This window comes from Ralstonia sp. 22111 (genome assembly GCF_052045895.1).
GTDB lineage: Bacteria > Pseudomonadota > Gammaproteobacteria > Burkholderiales > Burkholderiaceae > Ralstonia > Ralstonia wenshanensis.
In genome coordinates this window covers 29,481-49,745 of record NZ_JBQEPR010000003.1, presented here as the reverse complement: position 1 = coordinate 49,745, position 20,265 = coordinate 29,481, and the positions used below count along the sequence as shown (strand labels likewise).

Annotated in this window: 19 protein-coding genes; 13 read left to right on the top strand and 6 right to left on the bottom strand. The window is 65.8% G+C overall.

Features of this window, described 5'->3' with window-relative positions; translation table 11 throughout:
* Nucleotides 1-10 precede the first annotated feature (10 nt).
* From ACTJK4_RS09330 to ACTJK4_RS09285, 10 genes are all read left to right on the top strand, one after another.
* The gene (locus tag ACTJK4_RS09330; protein WP_373407717.1) at nucleotides 11-964 is read left to right on the top strand and encodes a carbohydrate ABC transporter permease; all 954 of its coding nucleotides are present in this window, start codon (nucleotides 11-13) and stop codon (nucleotides 962-964) included.
* Nucleotides 961-1,782 (top strand): carbohydrate ABC transporter permease, encoded by an 822-nt coding sequence (locus ACTJK4_RS09325; RefSeq protein WP_260801485.1) that lies wholly within the window; start codon nucleotides 961-963, stop codon nucleotides 1,780-1,782. The genes ACTJK4_RS09330 and ACTJK4_RS09325 overlap by 4 nt, the downstream gene beginning before the upstream one ends.
* The gene (locus tag ACTJK4_RS09320; RefSeq protein ID WP_440817677.1) at nucleotides 1,779-2,495 is read left to right on the top strand and encodes an HAD family hydrolase; all 717 of its coding nucleotides are present in this window, start codon (nucleotides 1,779-1,781) and stop codon (nucleotides 2,493-2,495) included. The genes ACTJK4_RS09325 and ACTJK4_RS09320 overlap by 4 nt, the downstream gene beginning before the upstream one ends.
* A 34-nt stretch (nucleotides 2,496-2,529) precedes the next feature.
* The gene (locus ACTJK4_RS09315; RefSeq protein WP_440817674.1) at nucleotides 2,530-3,639 is read left to right on the top strand and encodes an ABC transporter ATP-binding protein; all 1,110 of its coding nucleotides are present in this window, start codon (nucleotides 2,530-2,532) and stop codon (nucleotides 3,637-3,639) included.
* A 33-nt stretch (nucleotides 3,640-3,672) separates the two neighbouring features.
* Entirely contained in the window at nucleotides 3,673-5,091 is a 1,419-nt protein-coding gene (gene dalD / locus ACTJK4_RS09310; protein ID WP_440817672.1) for a D-arabinitol 4-dehydrogenase, read from the top strand.
* Nucleotides 5,092-5,159: 68 nt separating this feature from the next.
* On the top strand, nucleotides 5,160-6,659 hold the full coding sequence (gene xylB / locus ACTJK4_RS09305) for a xylulokinase (RefSeq protein ID WP_440817670.1): 1,500 nt from the start codon (nucleotides 5,160-5,162) through the stop codon (nucleotides 6,657-6,659).
* Nucleotides 6,656-7,603, top strand: a complete 948-nt coding sequence (locus ACTJK4_RS09300; RefSeq protein WP_440077366.1) for a carbohydrate kinase family protein — start codon at nucleotides 6,656-6,658, stop codon at nucleotides 7,601-7,603. Before xylB ends, ACTJK4_RS09300 begins: the two co-directional genes overlap by 4 nt.
* A 79-nt stretch (nucleotides 7,604-7,682) precedes the next feature.
* The gene (locus ACTJK4_RS09295) at nucleotides 7,683-8,015 is read left to right on the top strand and encodes a YnfA family protein (protein ID WP_316870738.1); all 333 of its coding nucleotides are present in this window, start codon (nucleotides 7,683-7,685) and stop codon (nucleotides 8,013-8,015) included.
* Between the two features lie 140 nt (nucleotides 8,016-8,155).
* A complete protein-coding gene (locus ACTJK4_RS09290) occupies nucleotides 8,156-8,473 on the top strand; it encodes a hypothetical protein (protein ID WP_316870737.1) in 318 nt (105 codons plus the stop codon).
* Between the two features lie 88 nt (nucleotides 8,474-8,561).
* On the top strand, nucleotides 8,562-10,712 hold the full coding sequence (locus ACTJK4_RS09285) for an ATP-dependent helicase (protein WP_440817664.1): 2,151 nt from the start codon (nucleotides 8,562-8,564) through the stop codon (nucleotides 10,710-10,712).
* A 25-nt stretch (nucleotides 10,713-10,737) separates the two neighbouring features.
* Here ACTJK4_RS09285 and mdtD read toward each other — a convergent pair whose 3' ends face one another.
* Nucleotides 10,738-12,213 carry a multidrug transporter subunit MdtD gene (gene mdtD / locus ACTJK4_RS09280; protein ID WP_440817661.1) on the bottom strand — a complete coding sequence of 492 codons (1,476 nt, stop codon included), beginning with the start codon at nucleotides 12,211-12,213 and terminating at the stop codon, nucleotides 10,738-10,740.
* Nucleotides 12,214-12,348: 135 nt separating this feature from the next.
* On the opposite strand from mdtD, the gene fumC reads away from it, so the two are divergent.
* Both fumC and ACTJK4_RS09270 read left to right on the top strand, forming a co-directional pair.
* The gene (gene fumC, locus ACTJK4_RS09275) at nucleotides 12,349-13,734 is read left to right on the top strand and encodes a class II fumarate hydratase (RefSeq protein ID WP_440817658.1); all 1,386 of its coding nucleotides are present in this window, start codon (nucleotides 12,349-12,351) and stop codon (nucleotides 13,732-13,734) included.
* Nucleotides 13,735-13,824: 90 nt separating this feature from the next.
* Nucleotides 13,825-14,871, top strand: coding sequence for a sensor domain-containing diguanylate cyclase (locus tag ACTJK4_RS09270; RefSeq protein ID WP_440817655.1), 1,047 nt, complete (start codon nucleotides 13,825-13,827; stop codon nucleotides 14,869-14,871).
* Between the two features lies 1 nt (nucleotide 14,872).
* On the opposite strand, the gene speD is transcribed toward ACTJK4_RS09270, so the two are convergent.
* From speD to ACTJK4_RS09245, 5 genes are all read right to left on the bottom strand, one after another.
* Nucleotides 14,873-15,298, bottom strand: a complete 426-nt coding sequence (gene speD / locus ACTJK4_RS09265) for an adenosylmethionine decarboxylase (protein ID WP_433867856.1) — start codon at nucleotides 15,296-15,298, stop codon at nucleotides 14,873-14,875.
* Nucleotides 15,295-15,480 (bottom strand): hypothetical protein, encoded by a 186-nt coding sequence (locus tag ACTJK4_RS09260; RefSeq protein WP_039375299.1) that lies wholly within the window; start codon nucleotides 15,478-15,480, stop codon nucleotides 15,295-15,297. The genes speD and ACTJK4_RS09260 overlap by 4 nt, the downstream gene beginning before the upstream one ends.
* Complete coding sequence (locus ACTJK4_RS09255; protein ID WP_440077371.1) at nucleotides 15,477-16,925, bottom strand: DUF4178 domain-containing protein; 1,449 nt, start codon at nucleotides 16,923-16,925, stop codon at nucleotides 15,477-15,479. Before ACTJK4_RS09255 ends, ACTJK4_RS09260 begins: the two co-directional genes overlap by 4 nt.
* A gap of 88 nt (nucleotides 16,926-17,013) precedes the next feature.
* Nucleotides 17,014-18,063, bottom strand: coding sequence for an SPFH domain-containing protein (locus tag ACTJK4_RS09250; RefSeq protein ID WP_440817650.1), 1,050 nt, complete (start codon nucleotides 18,061-18,063; stop codon nucleotides 17,014-17,016).
* A gap of 49 nt (nucleotides 18,064-18,112) precedes the next feature.
* Complete coding sequence (locus ACTJK4_RS09245; protein ID WP_232039867.1) at nucleotides 18,113-18,511, bottom strand: DUF350 domain-containing protein; 399 nt, start codon at nucleotides 18,509-18,511, stop codon at nucleotides 18,113-18,115.
* Between the two features lie 175 nt (nucleotides 18,512-18,686).
* Between ACTJK4_RS09245 and ACTJK4_RS09240 the strand changes: the two genes are divergently transcribed.
* A complete protein-coding gene (locus tag ACTJK4_RS09240) occupies nucleotides 18,687-20,264 on the top strand; it encodes a polyamine aminopropyltransferase (protein ID WP_440077373.1) in 1,578 nt (525 codons plus the stop codon).
* Nucleotide 20,265: the final 1 nt, after the last annotated feature.

The following is a 20,265-nucleotide window of genomic DNA, read 5'->3' as shown; positions in this document are numbered from 1 at the left end:
GGGAGGTGTCATGGAACATGTATTGGAGTCGCGGGTGAACGGCATGGGCGGTACACCGTCACCCGCACAGCCCGTACAACCACAAAACGGCGCGCGGCGCTGGCTGCCGACGCTGCTGGTGTCGCCGTCGGTGCTGGTCCTGCTGCTGTGGATGACGGTGCCGCTGGCGATGACGCTGTATTTCTCCGTCAGCCGCTACAACCTGCTCAACCCAGATCAGACCGGCCTGGCGGGGCTCGACAACTACCGCTTCCTGATCGAAGACCCCGCCTTCTGGCCGGCCATCGGCAACACGCTGGTGCTGATCGGCTCGGTGCTGGTGATCAGCGTCGTGGCCGGCACGCTGCTGGCGGTGCTGTTCGACCAGCCGTTTGCGGGGCGCGGCGTGGCGCGCATTCTCGTGATCAGCCCGTTCTTTGTCATGCCGACGGTGGCGGCGCTCATCTGGAAGAACATGATGCTGCACCCCGTGTACGGCCTGGCAGCCTGGGTGGCGCGCCTGTTCGGTGCCGAGCCGGTGGATTGGCTCGCGACGCAGCCGATGCTCTCCGTGATCATCATCGTGGCGTGGCAGTGGACGCCGTTTGCCTTCCTGATCCTGCTGACGGCGCTGCAATCGCTCGACCCCGAGCAGAAGGAAGCCGCGCAGCTCGACGGCGCGAGCCCCGTGCGCATCTTCTGGCACATCGTGCTGCCGCACCTGAAGCGCGCGATTGCCGTGGTGGTGATGATCGAAACCATCTTCCTGCTCTCGATCTTTGCCGAGATCCACACCACCACCGCCGGCGGCCCCGGCACAGCCACCACCAACCTCGCCTACTTTGTCTACAGCCTCGGCTTGCAGCAGTTCGATATCGGCATTGCGTCGGCGGGCGGCATCGTGGCCGTGGTGCTGGCAAACGTGGTGGCGTTCTTCCTCGTTCGCATGCTGGCTCGCAACCTGAAGGGAGTGCACGAGCAATGAGCACCCTCACCGCAACCTGGCGCACGCGGCTGGCCGGAGTGCTGGCGTGGGCGATCGCCCTGGTGCTGTTCTTCCCCATCGCCTGGGCAACGCTGACCGCCTTCAAGACCGAGCAGGACGCCTATACGCCCACGCTCTGGTTCACGCCCACGCTCAACAGCTTCCGCGAGGTGCTGGAGCGCGCGCATTACCCGAGCTTTCTCGGAAACTCGCTGGCGGTGTCGATCATCTCTACGCTGCTGGCGCTGGCGATTGCCATCCCGGCGGGCTATGCGATGGCGTTCTTCCCGAACAAGCGCACGCAGCAGGTCCTGCTGTGGATGCTGTCGACCAAGATGATGCCCGCCGTGGGCGTGCTGCTACCGGTGTACCTGCTTGCCAAGACGGCGGGGCTGCTGGACTCCATCACGGCGCTCGTCATCGTCTACACGCTCGCCAACCTGCCGATTGCCGTGTGGATGGTCTTCACCTACTGCAACGACGTGCCGCGCGAGATTCTGGAAGCCGCGCGCATGGACGGCGCCAACCTCTGGCAGGAACTCGTCTACGTGCTGCTGCCGACGATGCTGCCGGGCCTGGCCTCCACCGCGCTGCTCCTGCTCATCCTGTCGTGGAACGAAGCCTTCTGGAGCCTGAACCTGACCAGCATCGATGCGGCGCCGCTCACCGTCTTCATTGCGTCGTACTCCAACCCGGAGGGGCTGTTCTGGGCGAAATTGTCGGCGGCGTCGGTCCTGGCGATTGCGCCGATCCTCGTGTTGGGTTGGCTGGCACAACGGCAACTGGTGCGCGGCCTGACGTTCGGGGCCGTGAAATGACGCCACATGCCAACGAATATGCCAACGCGCGCGCCCCCGCCTACCTCATCTGCGATTGCGACGGCGTGCTGATCGACAGCGAGTCGGTGGCGCTGCGCGCGCTGATCCGCACGCTCGGTCCGCACGTGCCGCATCTTTCGTCCGCCGCGCTGGAAGAGATGCTTGAACCGCGCCTGGGCATGAACACGATGGCACTGCTGAGCGAGTTGCAGAGCAGCATCGGCTTTCATCTGTCCGACACACAACTGGCCGGCGTGCTGGCCGACGTCGAACACGACTGCGCCACGCAATCGCAGCCGGTGCCCGGCATTGCCAACCTGCTCGCCACGTTGCCGCAGCCCAAGGCGGTCGCCAGCAACAGCAGCCGCCCGCGCATTGAAGCAAGCCTGCGCAGAGCAGGCCTGCTCGACGTATTTGGCCCACACATCTATAGCGCCTACGAAACACCGCGACCCAAGCCGGCACCGGATGTGTACCTCGCAGCCTGCGCGGGCCTGGGCGCCAGCCCCGCGCAATGCCTCGTCATTGAAGACAGTGACACCGGCGTGCGCGCCGCCCGAGCCGCCGGCCTGACCGTATTCGGCTTTGCCGGCGTGGCGCATATGCCGGCAGTCGCCACACAACGTCTGCTGGCCGCCGGCGCGCGCCACGTCTTTACCGACATGCGGGCACTGGCCGACGCGCTTTCGTCGACCCTCGCCACGCCCGCCTGATCCGCATACAGAACACGCCCAAGGAGACCTCGCCATGGCCAGCCTGACCCTGCGCAATCTGCAGAAGCGTTACGAGCAGAACACCGTCCTGCACGACATCAACCTCGACATTGCCGATGGCGAATTCGTCGTCTTCGTCGGCCCATCGGGCTGCGGCAAGTCGACATTGCTGCGCACGATTGCAGGCCTGGAGGGCATCGATGCCGGCGACCTGCTGATCGGCGATACGCGCGTGAACGACGTGGTACCCGCCAAGCGCGGCATTGCGATGGTGTTCCAGTCGTACGCGCTGTACCCGCACATGAGCGTGTACGACAACATGGCCTTCGGGCTGAAGCTCTCGGGCATGAAGCGCGATGCCATCGACACCGCCGTACGTCGCGCCGCCGAGGTCCTGCACATCGATGCGCTGCTCGATCGCAAGCCGCGCCAGCTCTCCGGCGGCCAACGCCAGCGCGTGGCCATCGGTCGCGCCATCACCCGCGAGCCCAAGGTCTTCCTGTTTGACGAGCCGCTCTCCAACCTCGATGCCGCGCTGCGCGTGAAGATGCGCCTGGAGTTTGCCCGCCTGCACGACGCATTGAAGACCACCATGATCTACGTCACGCACGATCAGGTGGAAGCCATGACGCTGGCCGACAAGATCGTCGTGCTCCGTGACGGACGCATCGAGCAGGTCGGCTCTCCGCAGACGCTGTATCACCATCCGGCCAGCCAGTTTGTGGCGGGCTTCATCGGCTCGCCCAAGATGAACTTCCTGCGTGGCGTCGTCGATCGTGCCGATGCGTCGGGCGTCTCCGTGGCGCTCGCGGGGGGCCAACAGCCGGTCGCCGTGTCCCCGGGCGAGCTGCGTGCGGGGGATGCCGTCACGCTCGGCATCCGCCCGGAGCATCTGCATCTCGACGCGGCCGGCAGCCTGCGGGGCACCGTCACGCATATCGAGTCCCTGGGCGACGTGGCGTATCTGCATGCCGACTGCGAAGCCGCACCCGACGGCCTTGTGCTGCGCGTGCCGGAATCGACCCGGCTCGCGCACGGCAGCGCCATCACGTTGTCTGCCGACGCCGCGCACTGCCATCTGTTCGACGCCGAAGGCCGCGCGCTGCCGCGCCTGCAAGCGCCCCAAGCCCAACAGGCCGCCTGAGGTTCACACCGCCCAACGTTGCACGCCCCGACCATGCCTTCCCCCAACGCTTCTTCCACCTGGCTGCACCTGGGTGCCGGCTCCTTCCACCGCGCGCACCAGGCGTGGTATCTGCATCGCCTTCGCGAGACCGGCGACACATCGTGGCGCCTGGCGCTTGCCAACATCCGCGACGATGCCGGCACGCTGCTGCATGACCTCGCCGCCCAGCACGGCGCCTACACACTGGAGACAGTCGACACCGCCGGTCATCGCCAATACACGCGCATCGAGTCCATCGATGCGGTCGTGCCATGGGATGCCGAACTGGCGGCATTGTGCGAGATCGGCGCGGCACCCGACACGCGCGTGATCTCGTTCACCGTGACGGAAGGCGGCTATTACCTCGACCAGCAGCATCAGCTCGACGCCACGCAGCCGGACATCGCCGCCGACCTGCGCAGCGGTGCCAGCACGCTCTATGGCGCACTGGCGCGCCTGCTGCGCCTGCGTTTGCAGCGCGGCGGCGCTCCCCTCACGCTGCTCAATTGCGACAACCTGCGCCACAACGGCGAGCGCTTCCGAAGCGGCGTGCGCCAGTTCCTCACGCTGCGGGGCGAGCCCGGCGACAGCGACCTCATCGCATGGCTCGACGCACACGCCAGCACGCCCAACACGATGGTCGACCGCATCACGCCGCGCCCCACCGACGCCTTGCGCCAACGCGTGGCTGCACAGACCGGCTGGCCAGACCGCTGCCCCGTGATGGCCGAGACCTTTGCTCAATGGGTGGTGGAAGACGACTTCCGCGCCGGGCGGCCCGCGCTGGAACGCGTGGGCGTGGAGTTCGTCGCCTCGGTGCTGCCGTACGAGGAAGCGAAGATCCGCGTGCTCAACGCCAGCCATAGCTGCATCGCGTGGGCCGGCACGCTCCTGGGGCTGCACACCATCGATGAAAGCGTAGCCGTGCCGTCCATCCACCGCATGGCGAGCGCCTACGTGACCGACGATGTCATCCCGTGTCTCACGGCCAACCAGCCCAGCCCCATCGACCTGGCCGCCTACCGCGACACCGTGCTCGACCGTTTCGCCAATCCGCACATCCTTGACACCAACCAGCGCGTGGCGGCAGACGGCTTTTCTAAAATTCCCGGGTTCATCACACCCACGCTGGCGGAATGCTTTGCGCGCGGGCATGTGCCCCTTGCCACGGCGATGCTGCCGGCGCTGTTCTTCGTCTTCCTGGAGCGCTGGCACGCGGGCACGCTGCCGTATGCCTACCAGGATGGCCAGTTCGATCCGGTTGCCGCACACGCCATGCTCGAGGCCGACGACCCGGTTGCCGTGTACTGCCGGAACACCGCGCTGTGGGGCAGCCTCGCGGGCACGGAAGCGCTCACGGGCCTTGTCCGCAACGCCATCGAGCGTGTGCGGGCGTGGCTGGCAGTCGAACAAACCGCAACGGCCGGCTAGTCCTCAGCAAACGCATCAGCAGATTCGCGCGACAATCCACGGTTCAAGCAACCGGACCCGGCGGCCTCATGTACCTCGGCATCGATCTCGGAACCTCGGAAGTCAAAGTGCTGTTGCTGGACGCGGCGGGCACCATCGTCAGCACGGCCGGTGAGCCGCTCACCGTATCGCGACTGCATCCGGGCTGGGCCGAGCAAACGCCGGAAGACTGGTGGCAGGCCACCTGTGCCGCCATCGGCAAGCTGCGTGATGCGGCGCCAGAAGCCTTTGCCGCCACCCGCGCCATCGGCCTGTCGGGCCAGATGCACGGCGCGGTGCTGCTCGACGCGCGCAACCGCGTGTTGCGCCCCGCCATGCTGTGGAACGACACGCGCAGCACCGCCGAATGCCTGGAACTCACCCGCCGCGTGCCAGACCTGCACGCTGTTGCCGGCAACCTGGCGATGCCGGGTTTCACCGCGCCGAAGCTGCTGTGGAGCGCGCACCATGAACCCGATGTGTTCAACGCCATCGATTGCGTGCTGCTGCCCAAGGACTACCTGCGCCTGCGCCTGACGGGCGAGCGGGCATCCGACCCCTCGGATGCGGGCGGCACGCTTTGGCTGGATGTTGCACGGCGCACGTGGTCTGACGAACTGCTCGCCGCGACGGGCTTGTCACGCAGCCAGATGCCGCGCCTGGTGGAAGGCAGTGCGCCCAGTGGCACGCTGCTGCCCGAGGTGGCCGAGGCATGGGGCCTGGCGCGTGGCGTCGTCGTAGCTGGCAGCGGTGGCGATGGCGCGGCCAGCGCTGTGGGCATCGGCGCGACCCAGCCGGGCGATGGCTTTTTGTCGCTCGGCACATCAGGCGTGATCTTTGTCGTCAATGACCGCTTCCGCCCAAACCCGGCTCAAGCCGTGCACGCGTTCTGCCATGCGCTGCCGGGGCGCTGGCACCAGATGAGCGTGATGCTGTCCGCGGCGAGCTGTCTGCGCTGGTTCTGCCGGCTGACGAGCGTGCCGGAAGCCACGCTGCTGCCTGAAATCGCTGCGCTGGCCGAATCCGAACGCCAGTCAGCGCCGTTCTTCCTGCCCTACCTCAGCGGCGAGCGCACGCCGCACAACGACGCGTTTGCGCAAGGCCATTTCCACAACCTAACGCATGCCAGCGACCGCGCCGCGCTCGGCTATGCCGTGATCGAAGGCGTCGCCTTCGGCATGGCAGATGGCCTGGACGCCTTGCGCGCAGCCGGCACGCAGGTGGCCTCGCTCTCGTTTGTGGGCGGCGGCTCGCGCAGCCCGTTCTGGGCGCAATTGCTGGCCGACACGCTCAACACCGAACTGACGACGCACGTCGGCAGCGAAGCCGGCGGTGCGCTCGGTGCCGCGCGCCTGGGCTGGATGGCCGACGGCGGCATCGAAGCGGCCGTCTGCGCCAAGCCACCCGTGCAAGCCACGTATCGGCCCGACGCCGCACGCCACGCGCGCCTTGCCGAACGGCTGTCGACATTCCGTGCGCTGTATCGGCGCGCCTCGCCGCTGCCAGTCGCGCCTTCTGCCCAAACCTCCGATCTCCCCTTGCCTGCATGACCGACGCCCTGCCCTTGCCCCGCCTCGTCGTCTTTGGCGAAGCGCTGACCGATTTCCTGCACCAAGGCAACGGCCAATGGCTCGCCCGGCCAGGCGGCGCATGCTGGAACGTGGCGCGCGTGGCGGCGCGTCTGGGTGTGCCCACGGGTTACGCGGGCGCCATCAGCAACGACGTGTTCGGCGATGCGCTCTTCGCCGATTCCCAGGCCGCCGGGCTCGATCTGCGCTATCTGCAGCGCGTGGATCGCTCGCCGCTGCTGGCGATGGTCACGTCGACCCAGCCGCCGCACTATTTCTTCGTGGGCGACGATAGCGCCGACCTGCATTTCGATGTGCAAGGCCTGCCTGCCGGCTGGCAAACCGCCGTGGAGATCGCCCACTTCGGCTGCATCAGCCTCGCGCGCGAGCCGCTGGGCAGCCGCCTCGTGACGCTGGCCGAGACGCTGGCCGCGCAAGGCACGCGCATCACCTTCGACCCGAACTGGCGCACGGCCATGGACGCACCCCACTACGCGCCGCTGCTGCTGCGCATGGCCGCCATCGCATCGGTCATCAAGGTGTCGGATGAAGACTTGCACCGCCTGTTTCCCGGGGATGCCGATCCGCTCACAACGCTGCGCACTCTCGCGCCGCAAGCCGACATCCTGCTCACGCTCGGTGCAGAGGGCATGGAATGGCTGGCAGCGGCGCACGGCGGGCAAGACGATGCCCGCATCTCGCAACCGGCCTTTGCCGTGCCGGTGGCGGACACTGTCGGCTGCGGCGATGCCGCCATGGGCAGCTGGCTGGTGAGCCTGCTGCAGTGGCCCGATGCGCCCGTGCAGGCGCATCTGCGCCAAGCCGCAGCGGCAGCGGCCCTCACCGCCACGCGCGCAGGTGCGTATGCGGGCACGCAAGCCGAAATCGATGCACTGCTGCAGGCGCACGCCGCAGCGCACCCCTGATACCGGGCGACATCGCGGCAGCGCGCGCCCACATGCCACAATCGGCGCCGTCTGCGTATTGATTGCTCCGGGGCCCGCTTTGGAACTGCTTCGCATTGCCGTGCTGTTTGCCGTCACCGCCGTGGCGGAAATCGTCGGTTGCTATCTGCCGTGGCTCGTGCTGCGGCAGGGCAAGCCGGTCTGGCTCTTACTGCCGGCGGCCGCCTCACTGGCGCTGTTTGCGTGGTTGCTGACGCTGCACCCGACCGCAGCCGGCCGCACCTATGCCGCATACGGCGGCATGTATATCGCCGTGGCGCTGGTGTGGCTGCGCCTGGTCGACGGCGTCGCGCTCACCCGCTGGGACATCGGCGGTGCGGCCATTGCGCTGACGGGCATGGCGGTGATCGCCCTGCAACCGCAGGCCAACTGAGCGAATTGCGCAGATATTTAGGATTTCCTGAGCGAAACGGAACCCTAAGCCACCGCCAGGATCGGAGGGGGGATCATGGCTGCGGCCATCGCGCTGCGCCGGTCGCTTACTCGTCCAACCGTTCTGTTCTGGAGGCCACGATGCCTGCCAATACCCTCAAACGCCTTATCGTGGCCGCCACCCTGATGTCGGCAGCAATGACCGCCTCGGCCCTCACCACGTCAACCTTCACGTTCACCGATCAGGACCTGCAAGGGATGCTCGCGCACAGCCAGCCTCCGCAGCCGATCCAGCCGGCCCAACCTGCCGAATCGGCATCTATGGACGGGCTCCGCGTCGGCCTGAGCGATCCGGGCACGCAGCTCGTGCTGCCCTGGTTCGTGGCGGATCTGGTGGAGGCCTTCAACCGGCGTGCCTCAACGCAAGACTTTGCGAAGACGCTGCGGGACGGGATCTGATCGGCCCTCCCATTCACCGCCCTCACTTTCCGGAAGCAGGTATCACAGTGCTGTATATTCATACAGTTATTTTTTGTGACGCCCTGCCGTGCTTGCCGCCTCCCCTACCCCAGACACCGCCAATGCCCCGGCCAGCCCCGGTTACCTGGCCCAACTGAACGACCAGCAGCGCCAGGCGGTCGAGTTCGGTATTTCCGGGGCGGACGCAGCGGAAACCGGCCCGCTGCTCGTGTTGGCCGGTGCTGGGTCCGGCAAAACGCACACCCTGGGCTGGCGCGTGGCGCACCTGGTGGCCAACGGCGCCGATCCGCAACGCATCCTGCTGCTGACGTTCTCCCGCCGGGCGGCGAGTGAGCTGTCCAACCGCGCTGGCCACCTGCTGGCGCGTGCCATGCAGGGCGAGCGATCGAACAGCGCCCTCAATTCGGCTGGCACTTCGTACAAAACCACCCTGCCCTGGGCCGGCACCTTCCACGGCATCGGCGCGCGCCTGCTGCGTGAATACGCCGAGCGCGTCGGCCTCGCGCCCGATTTCACCATCCACGACCGCAGCGATTCCGCCGATTTGCTCAACGTGGTGCGCCATGAGCTGAACCTATCGACCAAGGAACGCCGCTTCCCGCTCAAGCAGACGTGCATCGCCATCTACTCGCGCGCCATCAACGCCGAGAGCCCGCTGAACGCCGTGCTCAAGCACCACTTTCCGTGGTGCGCGATGTGGGAGACGCAATTGCGCACGCTGTTCGATGCGTATGTCGAAGCCAAGCAGGCGCAGCACGTGCTCGACTACGACGACCTGCTGCTCTACTGGCACGCGATGGTGTCCGACGCAGAACTGGCGGCCGAGATTGGCGCGCGCTTTGACCACATCCTCGTCGACGAATACCAGGACACGAACCGGCTGCAGTCGTCCATCCTGCGTGCGCTGCGCCCGGACGGCCGCGGCGTGACCGTGGTGGGCGACGACGCGCAGTCGATCTACGCATTTCGCGCGGCAACGGTGCGCAATATCCTCGATTTCCCGCGCCACTTTTCGCGGCCGGCGCACACGGTGCTGCTGGAGCGCAATTACCGTTCGACGCAGCCGATTCTGGATGCTTCCAACGGCGTGATGCGCTTTGCCACGGAGCGTTTTGCCAAGACGTTGTGGACGGACCGCGCATCGACGCATCGTCCGCGTTTGATTTCGGTGCGCGATGAAGCCGAGCAGGCGCGCTGCGTGGCCGAGCAGGTGCTGCATCACCGGGAAGGCGGGCTGACGCTGAAATCGCAGGCGGTGCTGTTTCGCACCGCAAGTCACAGCGCGCCGCTGGAGATTGAACTCACGCGCCGCAACATCCCGTTCGTGAAATACGGCGGCCTCAAGTTTCTGGAGGCTGCCCATGTGAAGGATGTGCTCTCGGTGCTGCGCTGGGCCGAAAACCCGCGCAACCGCATCGCCGGGTTTCGCGTGATTCAGTTGCTGCCCGGCGCTGGCCCTGCCACGGCAGCACGCGTGCTCGACGCCATGGCGGAAGCGGTGGACCCGGTTGCCGCGCTGCTCGCGTACGAGCCCCCGGCACGCCTGGTCGGCGACTGGTCTGCGCTGATGGCACTCATGCATACCTTGCGCACGCCCAAAGACAGCCTGGAATGGGCCGGTGAACTCGAAGCCGTCGGCGCCTGGTACTCACCTCACATGGAGCGCCTGCACGACGATGCGGCCGTGCGCCAGGGCGATCTGGACCAGCTCGCCCGCATGGCCGCCACGTACGCTACGCGCGACCGCTTCCTGACCGAGATGACGCTCGACCCACCCGAGCTGACCAGCGATGAATCAGGCGACCCGTACCGCGATGAGGACTACCTGATCCTCTCGACCATTCATTCGTCGAAAGGCCAGGAGTGGAAGGCGGTGTATGTGCTGAACGCCGTAGACGGCTGCATGCCGGCCGATCTGGGCGCCGGTTCGCATGAAGAACTGGAAGAAGAACGCCGGCTGCTTTACGTGGCGATGACGCGGGCGCGCGAGCACCTCGACATCCTGGTGCCCCAGCGCTTCTACGTCACGCAGCAAACACCCAACGGCGATCGGCACATCTACGCGTCGCGCACGCGGTTCATTCCGCCTGCGCTGCTACCGCTGTTCGAAGCATGCGCATGGCCGACACCCGAGCCCGGTGCGGACCCCGCAGCCGAAGCACGTGCCGCAGCCAAGGTAGACCTGAGCCAGAGGATGCGCGGCTACTGGAAAAAGTAGTCAGTGCGGCAGCCGAAGCACGCCGTCAATGCACTTCCATCTCGGGCCGCTTGACGACATGCGTTGACTCAAAGCGCGAGAGCTGCGCGAAGATCCACGCGGCGGCGCAGGTCATGACGCCCACGCAGACAAACGTCTTGTGGAATGCAGCCAGCGTGTCGCGTCCCTCCGGCCCGGCGGTGAAGTCGGTAAAGCCCGTCAGCAACGCGCCCGCTGCGGCCACGCCCAGACTCATCGACAACATCATCACCATCGAGAGCATGCTGTTGCCCGCGCTGGCCAGCGGGCCGCTCAGGTCTTTGAGCGTGAGCGTGTTCATGGCCGTGAACTGCATCGAGTTGAAGGTGCCGAAAACCCCCAATTGCACGATCCGCAGCCACACCGGCACGTTGGGCGTCATCACGGCAAAGCTAGCCATCATCAGGCCGACCATGACCGTGTTGACAGAGAGCATGCGCCGATAGCCGTAGTGCTTGATGGCCCAGGTGCCCAACGGCTTGGCGGCCATGCCTGCAGCAGCCACCGGCACCATCATCAGGCCGGCCTGCAGCGGCGTGTACCCCAGGCTCACCTGCAGGAGCAGCGGAATGAGGAACGGCATCCCGCCGCTGCCGATGCGCGCAAACAGGTTGCCAAGCACACCAATGGAAAAGCTCGGAATGCCGAACAGCGTGCGCGGAAACAGCGGCCCGGGCACGCGCCCCGCGTGCAGCCAGTATGCTGTGAGCGCCGCCAGACCGAAGACCAGCAGCACCAGCACCGTCGCGTGCTGAAAGCCCAGTTCCGACAGCCCATCGAGCGAGAACGACACCGCCGCCATGCCGAAGGCCAGCATCAGATAGCCGGACCAATCGAAGCGGTTGTCGTCTTCAGCGTGCACATCGGGCATCACCTTGAGCGTGACCAGCGCGCCGATCACGCCCACGGGAATGTTGATCAGGAAGATCCAGTGCCATGACACCGCCTCCACCAGCCAGCCGCCCAAGGTCGGGCCGATCAGCGGGCCGATCAGCCCCGGAATGGTGACGAAGCTCATGGCGGGCAGAAACTGCTCGCGCGGCACCACGCGCAGCACCGTCAGCCGCCCCACGGGCATCAGCAGCGCGCCGCCCACGCCTTGCACCACGCGCGAGGCAATCAACATGTCCAGACTGCGGGATTCCGCGCAGAGCAACGAACCAATGGTGAACAGGAAGATGGCAGCGAAGAACATCTTTCGGGTGCCGAAGCGATCGGCCAACCAGCCTGAGGCCGGCATCAGCATGGCGGTCGTCAACGTGTAGGCGATGATGACCGACTGCATCTTCAGCGGGCTTTCAGACAGGCTGCGCGCCATGGCCGGCAGTGCGGTGTTGACGATGGTCGAATCCAGCGTCTGCATGAACAGACCCATCGCCACCAGCCAGAGCAGCGGTTTCAGCGATTTGTCGACGGAGGCGGAGGGCGTGGTGGGCATGTGGCGGAGGGGCAGAACAGGCAGGGTGTGCGACGCAGCCGTCATTGTGGCGTGCCTCGCCCCAGCCCGCAAACGCTGTACCCGGCCAGGCTGACGTATCCGCCCTACCGCCAACAAGGGCACTGGGCTCTGCCTATACTGGAGCGTTATTCCCAGTCACCTCGTGCCCGCCCTTCTGCCATGACCACCCGTACTGAACGCGACACTTTTGGCCCCATTGAAGTCCCTGCCGACCACCTGTGGGGTGCACAAACACAACGCTCGCTGCAGAACTTCGACATTGCGGGCGACCGCATGCCGCGCGAGTTGATCGACGCACTCGCCCGCATCAAACGTGCCAGCGCCACCGTCAACCAGCGTCTTGGGCTGTTGTCCGCAGACAAGGCCAACGCCATCGTGGGCGCCGCCGATGAAGTCATCGCGGGCAAGCATCCGACTGAATTTCCGCTGGTGGTCTGGCAGACGGGCTCTGGCACGCAGACCAACATGAACGTGAACGAGGTGCTTGCCAACCGCGCCAGCGAACTTCTTGGCGGCGAGCGTGGCGAAGCGCGCCTCGTGCATCCGAACGATGACGTGAACCGTAGCCAGTCGTCCAACGACGTGTTCCCCACGGCGATGCACGTGGCGGCCGTGACGGCCATCACCCAACACTTGCTGCCCTCGCTGCGCGCGCTGCGCGAAACGCTCGCCAAGAAAGCCGCGGACTTCAGCGACATCATCAAGATCGGCCGCACGCATCTGCAGGACGCAACGCCGCTCACGCTGGGCCAGGAGTTCTCCGGCTACGTCGCGCAGTTGCAGCACAACGAGACGCACCTGAACGCCGCCCTGCCGCACCTGTGCGAACTGGCACTGGGCGGCACGGCCGTCGGCACAGGCCTGAACGCCCCGGCCGGCTACGCCGAGCAGGTGGCCGCAGAACTGGCGCAACTGACCGGCCTGCCCTTCATCACCTCGCCGAACAAGTTCGAGACCATGGCATCGGCCGACGGCCTCGTGCATGCGCACGGCGCGCTAAAAACACTGGCGGCCAGCCTCACCAAGATCGCCAACGACATCCGCTGGCTGGCCAGCGGCCCGCGTAGCGGCCTGGGCGAAATCTCCATCCCCGAAAACGAGCCGGGCTCGTCCATCATGCCCGGCAAGGTCAACCCCACGCAAAGCGAAGCCGTGACGATGCTGTGCGCACAGGTCTTCGGCAACGATGTCGCTGTGAACGTGGGTGGCGCGTCGGGCAACTTCGAGCTGAACGTATTCCGCCCGATGATCGCCTACAACTTCCTGCACAGCGTGCGCCTGCTGGCCGACGGCATGCGCAGCTTCAACGACCATTGCGCCGTGGGGATCGAACCGAACCGCGACCGTATCGACGAGTTGGTGCAGCGCTCTCTGATGCTGGTGACGGCGCTCAACCCGCATATCGGCTACGACAAGTCGGCGCAGATCGCCAAGAAGGCCCACAAGGAAGGCACGAGCCTGCGCGAAGCCGCACTGGCGCTGGGCTATGTCACGCCCGAGCAATTTGATGCGTGGGTGCGGCCGGAGAACATGGTCGGCCGCTAAAGTGATGTGTCGCAGGCCCGCGGCTTGCTAAGCTTGGCCCTCTTCCATTGCCCGTTTCAAGCGCGCCGGCCAGACCGGCGCCTCTTGTGCATGAAACCCGCCCCGATTCCGGATAACGAAGCACAACGTCTGGCCTCCCTCCAGGACATGCTATTGCTGTCCACGCCAGACGAGGAACTGTTCGATCGCGTGACCCGCACCACCAAGCGCGTGTTCGAAGCCCCCATCGTGCTCGTGTCGCTCATCGACGCCCAGCGCCAATGGTTCAAATCGTGCATCGGGCTGAACGTGCGTGAGACCTCGCGGGACATCTCGTTCTGCGGACATGCCGTGGCCGAAGACCAGATGCTGGTCATTCCCGACACCATGGCCGACCCCCGCTTTGCCGATAACCCGCTCGTCACCGGCGCGCCGCACATCCGCTTCTACGCTGGGCGCCCCGTGAGGAACCTCGCGGGCTACGCCGTGGGCACGCTCTGCGTGATCGATCAGAAGCCACGGGCGTTCGACCAGGCCGAGCAAGAACTGCTCAACGACCTGGCGAGTTGGGTGGAATCGGGATTTCGCGAACGCGAACTGAGCGAAACGCAGCGGTCCATCCTGACCGAGCTGCAGGTGGCGCGCCATGAGAGCCTGACCGACCCGATGCTGAGCATCTGGAACCGGCGCGCTGCGATGGAACTGCTCACGCGCGAATGCGGCCACGCGATGCTGCATGGACGCCCGCTTTCGCTGCTGGTGGTTGACGTCGACCACTTCAAGCGCGTGAACGACACCTACGGCCACCCCGTGGGCGATACGGTATTGGTTGAGATCGCTCGCACGCTGCGTGTGAATTCGCGCCCCATCGATGCGGTAGGCCGCTACGGCGGCGAGGAATTTCTGGTGGTGCTGCCCGACACGAACATCCCCCAGGCCACCAGCATTGCGGAGCGCTTACGCAGCACGGTGGAGTCCTTGGAGATTTGCACGCCCGAGGCCGACATCCGGTGCACGATCAGCCTGGGCTTGGCGAGTTGTGAGCCAGGGCAGAACCTGTGCACGCCCACCGACCTCATCCTGCGCGCCGATGCTGCGCTGCTGGCTGCCAAACGGCTGGGGCGCAATCGCGTGATATTCGACGGCCAGCCGGTGTAGGTCAGTCTGGCGCTGGCACACCGCCGCGGCGGGCGACGCGCACGTCAACACGTTCGGGCACCAACGCACGTTCGAACACCGCGCGCGCGGCATGCGTCGTGCCGGTGCCGCACATGAACGCGTCGATGGCGGCAAAGCCGTGTTCTGGCCAGGTATGAATGGAAAGGTGCGATTCAGCAAGCAGCAACACGCCGGTCACGCCGCCCTGCTCGCCCGCGGGCAGCCCTGTGCGCACCGAATCGAATCGATGCAGATACGCATGCAGGATGGTGGCGCCCAGCGCGCCGGCAGCATCACGCAGCGCGCTTTCCAATGCAACCGCATCGCGCAGCAGTGCAGGGGCCACGCCGTACAGATCGAGCAGGAGATGCTCGCCCACGGCGGCGGATGCTTCATCCACAGGCAGCGCTGCGTCAGTGCGCGTCACTTGTGACCCCCGCTGAAGCCGCCGCCATAACCGCTGCCGCCCGACGAGCCACCCCAGTAAGACGAGCCACCCGTGCTGCTGCCGTACGACGGCGTGCGCGGCGCCGCAAAGCCGGCCTTCCAGTCCATATAGGTCGCGCCAATCACCACGGCCACGGCATAGAGAACGAACCAGTTCTTCATTCCCCGCCCCCAATCTTGGCGACCAGCCACGCGGGCACGAGCAACAGCAGCGCCGCGAAGAACGTGATACCGAACACCGAGCCCGGCGCCATGAAGAACGGTACGAGGTTCAGTAGACCGAGCAGCACGCAGGCGACCACCGCCACCGTCATGTAGCTCGACGACGAAGACTTGGTCGGCTCGGCCACCACCTTGCCGAACCACGCCTTGATCTGCGCGGCGCTCACCGGCGTGCTCTTGGACCACGTCAGCTCATGCGCGTCGCTCTCTGCAGCCAGGCTTTCCTCGCCGGCGGTGTATTCGACCACACGCGTCTGGTCGCCCGTTTGAACGCGCCAGTTGAAGGCGCCGGCGGCGTAGGTCACGCGCGAGGTGTAGTCCTCGTCGCGAGTAAAGGCCTTGCCGTCGAGCACCGCGGTGCGGCCGTCCTTCTGGGTGGGCCAGCGGTCGAGCACGTTGGCGCGGAACCACCCGTCATCGGTTTCGACCATCCAGCTGAAACCGCGCTTGGGCGTGTACAGCAGGTATTCGAACCATTCGCCACCGCCATCGACCACCGCGCGGCGCATCACGCCGATCACCTGCCACTGCAGGCCGTCGATAAGCGCCTTGTCGCCCAGCTCCAGTGTGGTGACGACCTGCGGCACCGACCGCGCACGCGCAATGATGTCGCCGCGCGGCGTGGCGGCATCGATGGCCGCGCCACAGCCGGGGCACAGCACGTGGCCCGTCACACCGGGGCTGAATGGAATCGACGTGCCGCACTGCGGGCAGTCGAGATTCGTGAGCTTGCGCGGGACGCGGCCGGCGGTTTCCTTGATTTCGGCGTCAGTGCGCAGAAGCTGGCACTTGAGCACGTCGAGCGTGGTGGCCTCGCCCACGTAGAGCGTGGGGGCCGTGCCGTCGGAGTAATCCAGCGTGATGAAGGCGTCTTCGCGGCGGCCATCGGCTACGCGCGCATGCCAGCCTTCACCCACGCGGAACGGCAACTCGCCCTGACCGCCTGTGCAATCGGCCTCGCGCACGTCGGACAACACGAACTGCTTGCCCTCGGCGTCGTACAGCTGACCGGGCCGCAGCGCCTCGAACGCGACCGCATTGGCGGGCGTGCCGCGCGCGAACGTCATCGTGACCTGCCCGGACGCTTCTGCGAGCCAGCCATCGGTGCCGTCGTCAAACAACACGTACCACTCGTTCCAGAAGCCCGCGTCGTAGCGCAACTGGATGCGGCCAACAACTGTGAACGCCTTATTCTTGTAGCGCCCGGTGGTGCCGATCTGCACGCGTGCGTAGTCCTCCAGCACGGCAGACATCTTGCCGATGTCGGAAAGCGTCTCGCCATCGCGCAGGAGCGTGCTTTTGCAGAAGCTGCACACCGCCATCACGGCAGCGGCAGACTTCAGTTCCACCGGCGCGCCACACGCCGGGCAGTTGGCATGAAACATGGTCAGGTCGTTCAATTGCGCGAAAAATTGCGCAGAAAAAACGGGCGGCTTGCGGTGCCGCCCGGTCATCCGATCAGCGGGCCGAAGCTCAGCCTCCGGTCAGCGCCTTGAGCACGGCAGCCTTGCCGGCATCAAAGTCCGCTTGCGTGATGAGCCCCTTGTCCAGCAATTCCTTGAGCTTAGCCAGGCGAGCGGTGGGGTCGTCCGCCGCAGGTGCAGCCGGTGCCGGCGCGGCAGGTTGCGCTGCAGGAGCAGCCGCCCCACCCGCGTTACCCTGCACCGCCGTACGCAGGCTGTCGGCCATCGCCTGGCCCATCGCCAAGCCTGCTGCCAGGCCGGCACCCGTACCTGCGATGCCGCCTTCGTTGCGTGCGGCCAGCGGCAGCGATTCGGCCGTCTGGTATTGCGTGAAGCGCTGCATGTCGCCGGTCATGTCCATGCTGATGCGGCGGTCCAGCGCGGCCTGCAGTTCGTCGGGCAGCGTGACGCTGGACACCTGGAAGCTGTCGAGCGCCAAGCCGTACTGCGTGAACTGCGGCAGCAGCGCCTCGCGCACCTTGTTCGACATCAGCATCTGGTTGGCGGCCAGGTCGAGGAACGGCACGCCGGATTCGCCAAACGCCGTGGCCATCGCACCCATGATGACGGGGGCGAGTTGCGCCTCGACTTCATCGACGGTGTAAATGTCGCGCGTGCCGCTCACCTGCTGGTAGAACAGCTTCGGATCGGCCACGTGGTAGGCATACACGCCAAAGGCGCGCAGGCGGACCATGCCGAAATCCTTGTCGCGCACCGTCACCAGCTGCGGCGTGCCCCAGCGGCGGCCAAGCTGCTGGCGCGTGCTGAAGTAGTAGACGTCGGACTTGAAGGGGGACTCGAACAGCTTGTCCCAGTTCTTCAGATACGTGAGAACGGGCAGCGTCTGCGTGGTCAGCTTGAAGGTGCCGGCGCCGAACACGTCAGCAATCTGCCCTTCGTTGACGAACATCGCCATCTGCGAGTCGCGCACGACCAGGGTGCCGCCGTTCTGGATTTCCATGTCCTGCATCGGATAGCGCCAGGCGAGCACGCCGTCTTCGCTTTCCGTCCATTGCAGGATGTCGATGAACTGCTTCTTGATGAAACTGGACAGGCTCACAGCAAACTCCTTCGCGATGATTCGCGGCTCAGGAAGAATCAGGACAAGGTCACGACAGGCACGCCGCGTTGATCACGCCAACGGCCAATGCGCTCACGCCAAACAGCATACCGGCGGCGATATTGTTGTGTTCGATCTGCAAGCGGTAGTCGGGCATCAGCCGCGTGAGCACCAGGAAGACGATCAGCTGCACCACCGACGCCATCACCGCCCAGAACAGGAAGGGCACCAGGCCATCGGCGTGCGTGATGCTCGACGCGATGGTGAGCACGAAGCCGAGCAGCGCCCCTGCCAGCGACAGCGCCGCCGCAATATTGCCTTCGCGGATCAGCTTGACCTCGTCATACGGCGTCAGGCGCAGGTAGATGAAGAAGAAGCCGGAGAACACCACGGCGCCCGCCAACAGGTGCGAGGCGTAGGCGATCACGGAAGCGGTCATGTCGGGCATGGGATGGCCGTGCAGTACATAGGTGGCGCCACTATAGCGGCTGATGCGCCGCTTGCGTACCCCCCGATGCTGCCGTGCACCAGCCTGCTCGCGGGCCGGGAAAAAAGGCGGCACAATCGCGCTCGCCTTGGCATCCGCCGTTTGTTAACGCCCCTTCATTTTTCACCTTCGCAGCATGTCGACGCCGCAGCCTGACGCCACATACGAACCCACGCAGCCTGCGGGCCGCGGCAATGCCTTGCTGGTCCTCGCCGTCTTCGTGGTGGCCTCATGCGGGCTGGCGTACGAATTGATTGCCGGGGCACTGGCTTCGTACCTGCTGGGTGATTCCATCCTGCAGTTCTCTTCCATCATCGGCGCCTATCTGTTTGCCATGGGCATCGGCTCGTGGCTCTCGCGCTACGTGGCCGATGACGCGCTGCTCGCCCGCTTTGTCGATCTGGAATTGCTGGTCGGGCTGTTTGGCGGCGTGTCTGCGGCGGCATTGTTTGCGTTGTTTGCACTGGAATCGGCACCGTTCCGGCTGGTGCTGTATGCGCTGGTTACGGTGATCGGCGTGCTGGTCGGCATGGAGATCCCGCTGGTGATGCGCATGCTGCATCGGCGGCAGGCAAAGTTTTCCGATCTCGTCAGCCGCGTGTTGACGTTCGATTACCTGGGCGCGCTGGCGGTGTCGCTGCTGTTTCCGCTGGTGCTGGCGCCGCGCCTGGGGCTGGTGCGGACCGGCTTCCTGTTCGGCCTGTTCAATACGGCGATTGCGGTCTGGACGCTCTGGCACTTCCGCACCGAGCTGGCGCTCACTGCCCGCATGCGCACGGCGATGGCGTGGCGCGCCGGCGCAGTGGCAGCGGCATTGCTCGCGGGCTTTGGCGCGTCGGACAAGCTCACGCACTGGTCTGAACGTGCGCTCTTTGGCGATGAGATCATCCATGCGATTTCCTCGCCGTATCAACGGCTGGTGGTGACACGCTGGAAGGATGACCTGCGCCTGTACATCAACGGCAACCTGCAGTTTTCGTCGCGCGACGAATACCGCTATCACGAGGCGCTCGTGCTTCCTGCGCTGGAATCCGTGCGTGGTGCGCGGCGCGTGCTGGTGCTGGGCGGCGGCGACGGCCTCGCGCTGCGGCAGATCCTGAAGTACCCGCAGATCGAGCACGTCACGCTGGTCGACCTGGACCCGCGCATGACGAACCTGTTCTCGCACGCCGAGGCACTGGTCGCGCTCAATCAGCATGCATTCAGCGACCCGCGCGTGACGGTGGTCAACGCCGATGCGGCGCAATGGATGCAGACCGCTACCGACATGTTCGACGTGGCCATCGTGGATTTTCCGGACCCATCCAACTTCAGCATCGGCAAGCTGTATTCGGTGCCGTTCTATCGACTGCTATCGCGCCATGTGGCGGATACGGGCCTGGTCGTCATTCAGGCCACGTCTCCGTATTTCGCGCCGCGTTCGTACTGGTGTGTGGATGCGACTTTGAAGGAAGCCGGTTACCGCACGTGGCCGTACCACGCGCTGGTCCCCTCGTTTGGCGAATGGGGCTTCATCCTGGCCGCGCCGGGCCGCGCGGACTTCAAGCCGCCTACGTCGTACCGCGTGCCGACACGCTTCCTGGATGCCGACACCACGCATCAGATGTTCAGCTTCGCGCCCGACATGCCGCGCCCGCAGGTGGAGCCCAACCGGCTGAACAACCAATCGCTGGTGCGGTATTTCGAAGAAGACTGGCACGGCGTGCTGCGCTGAT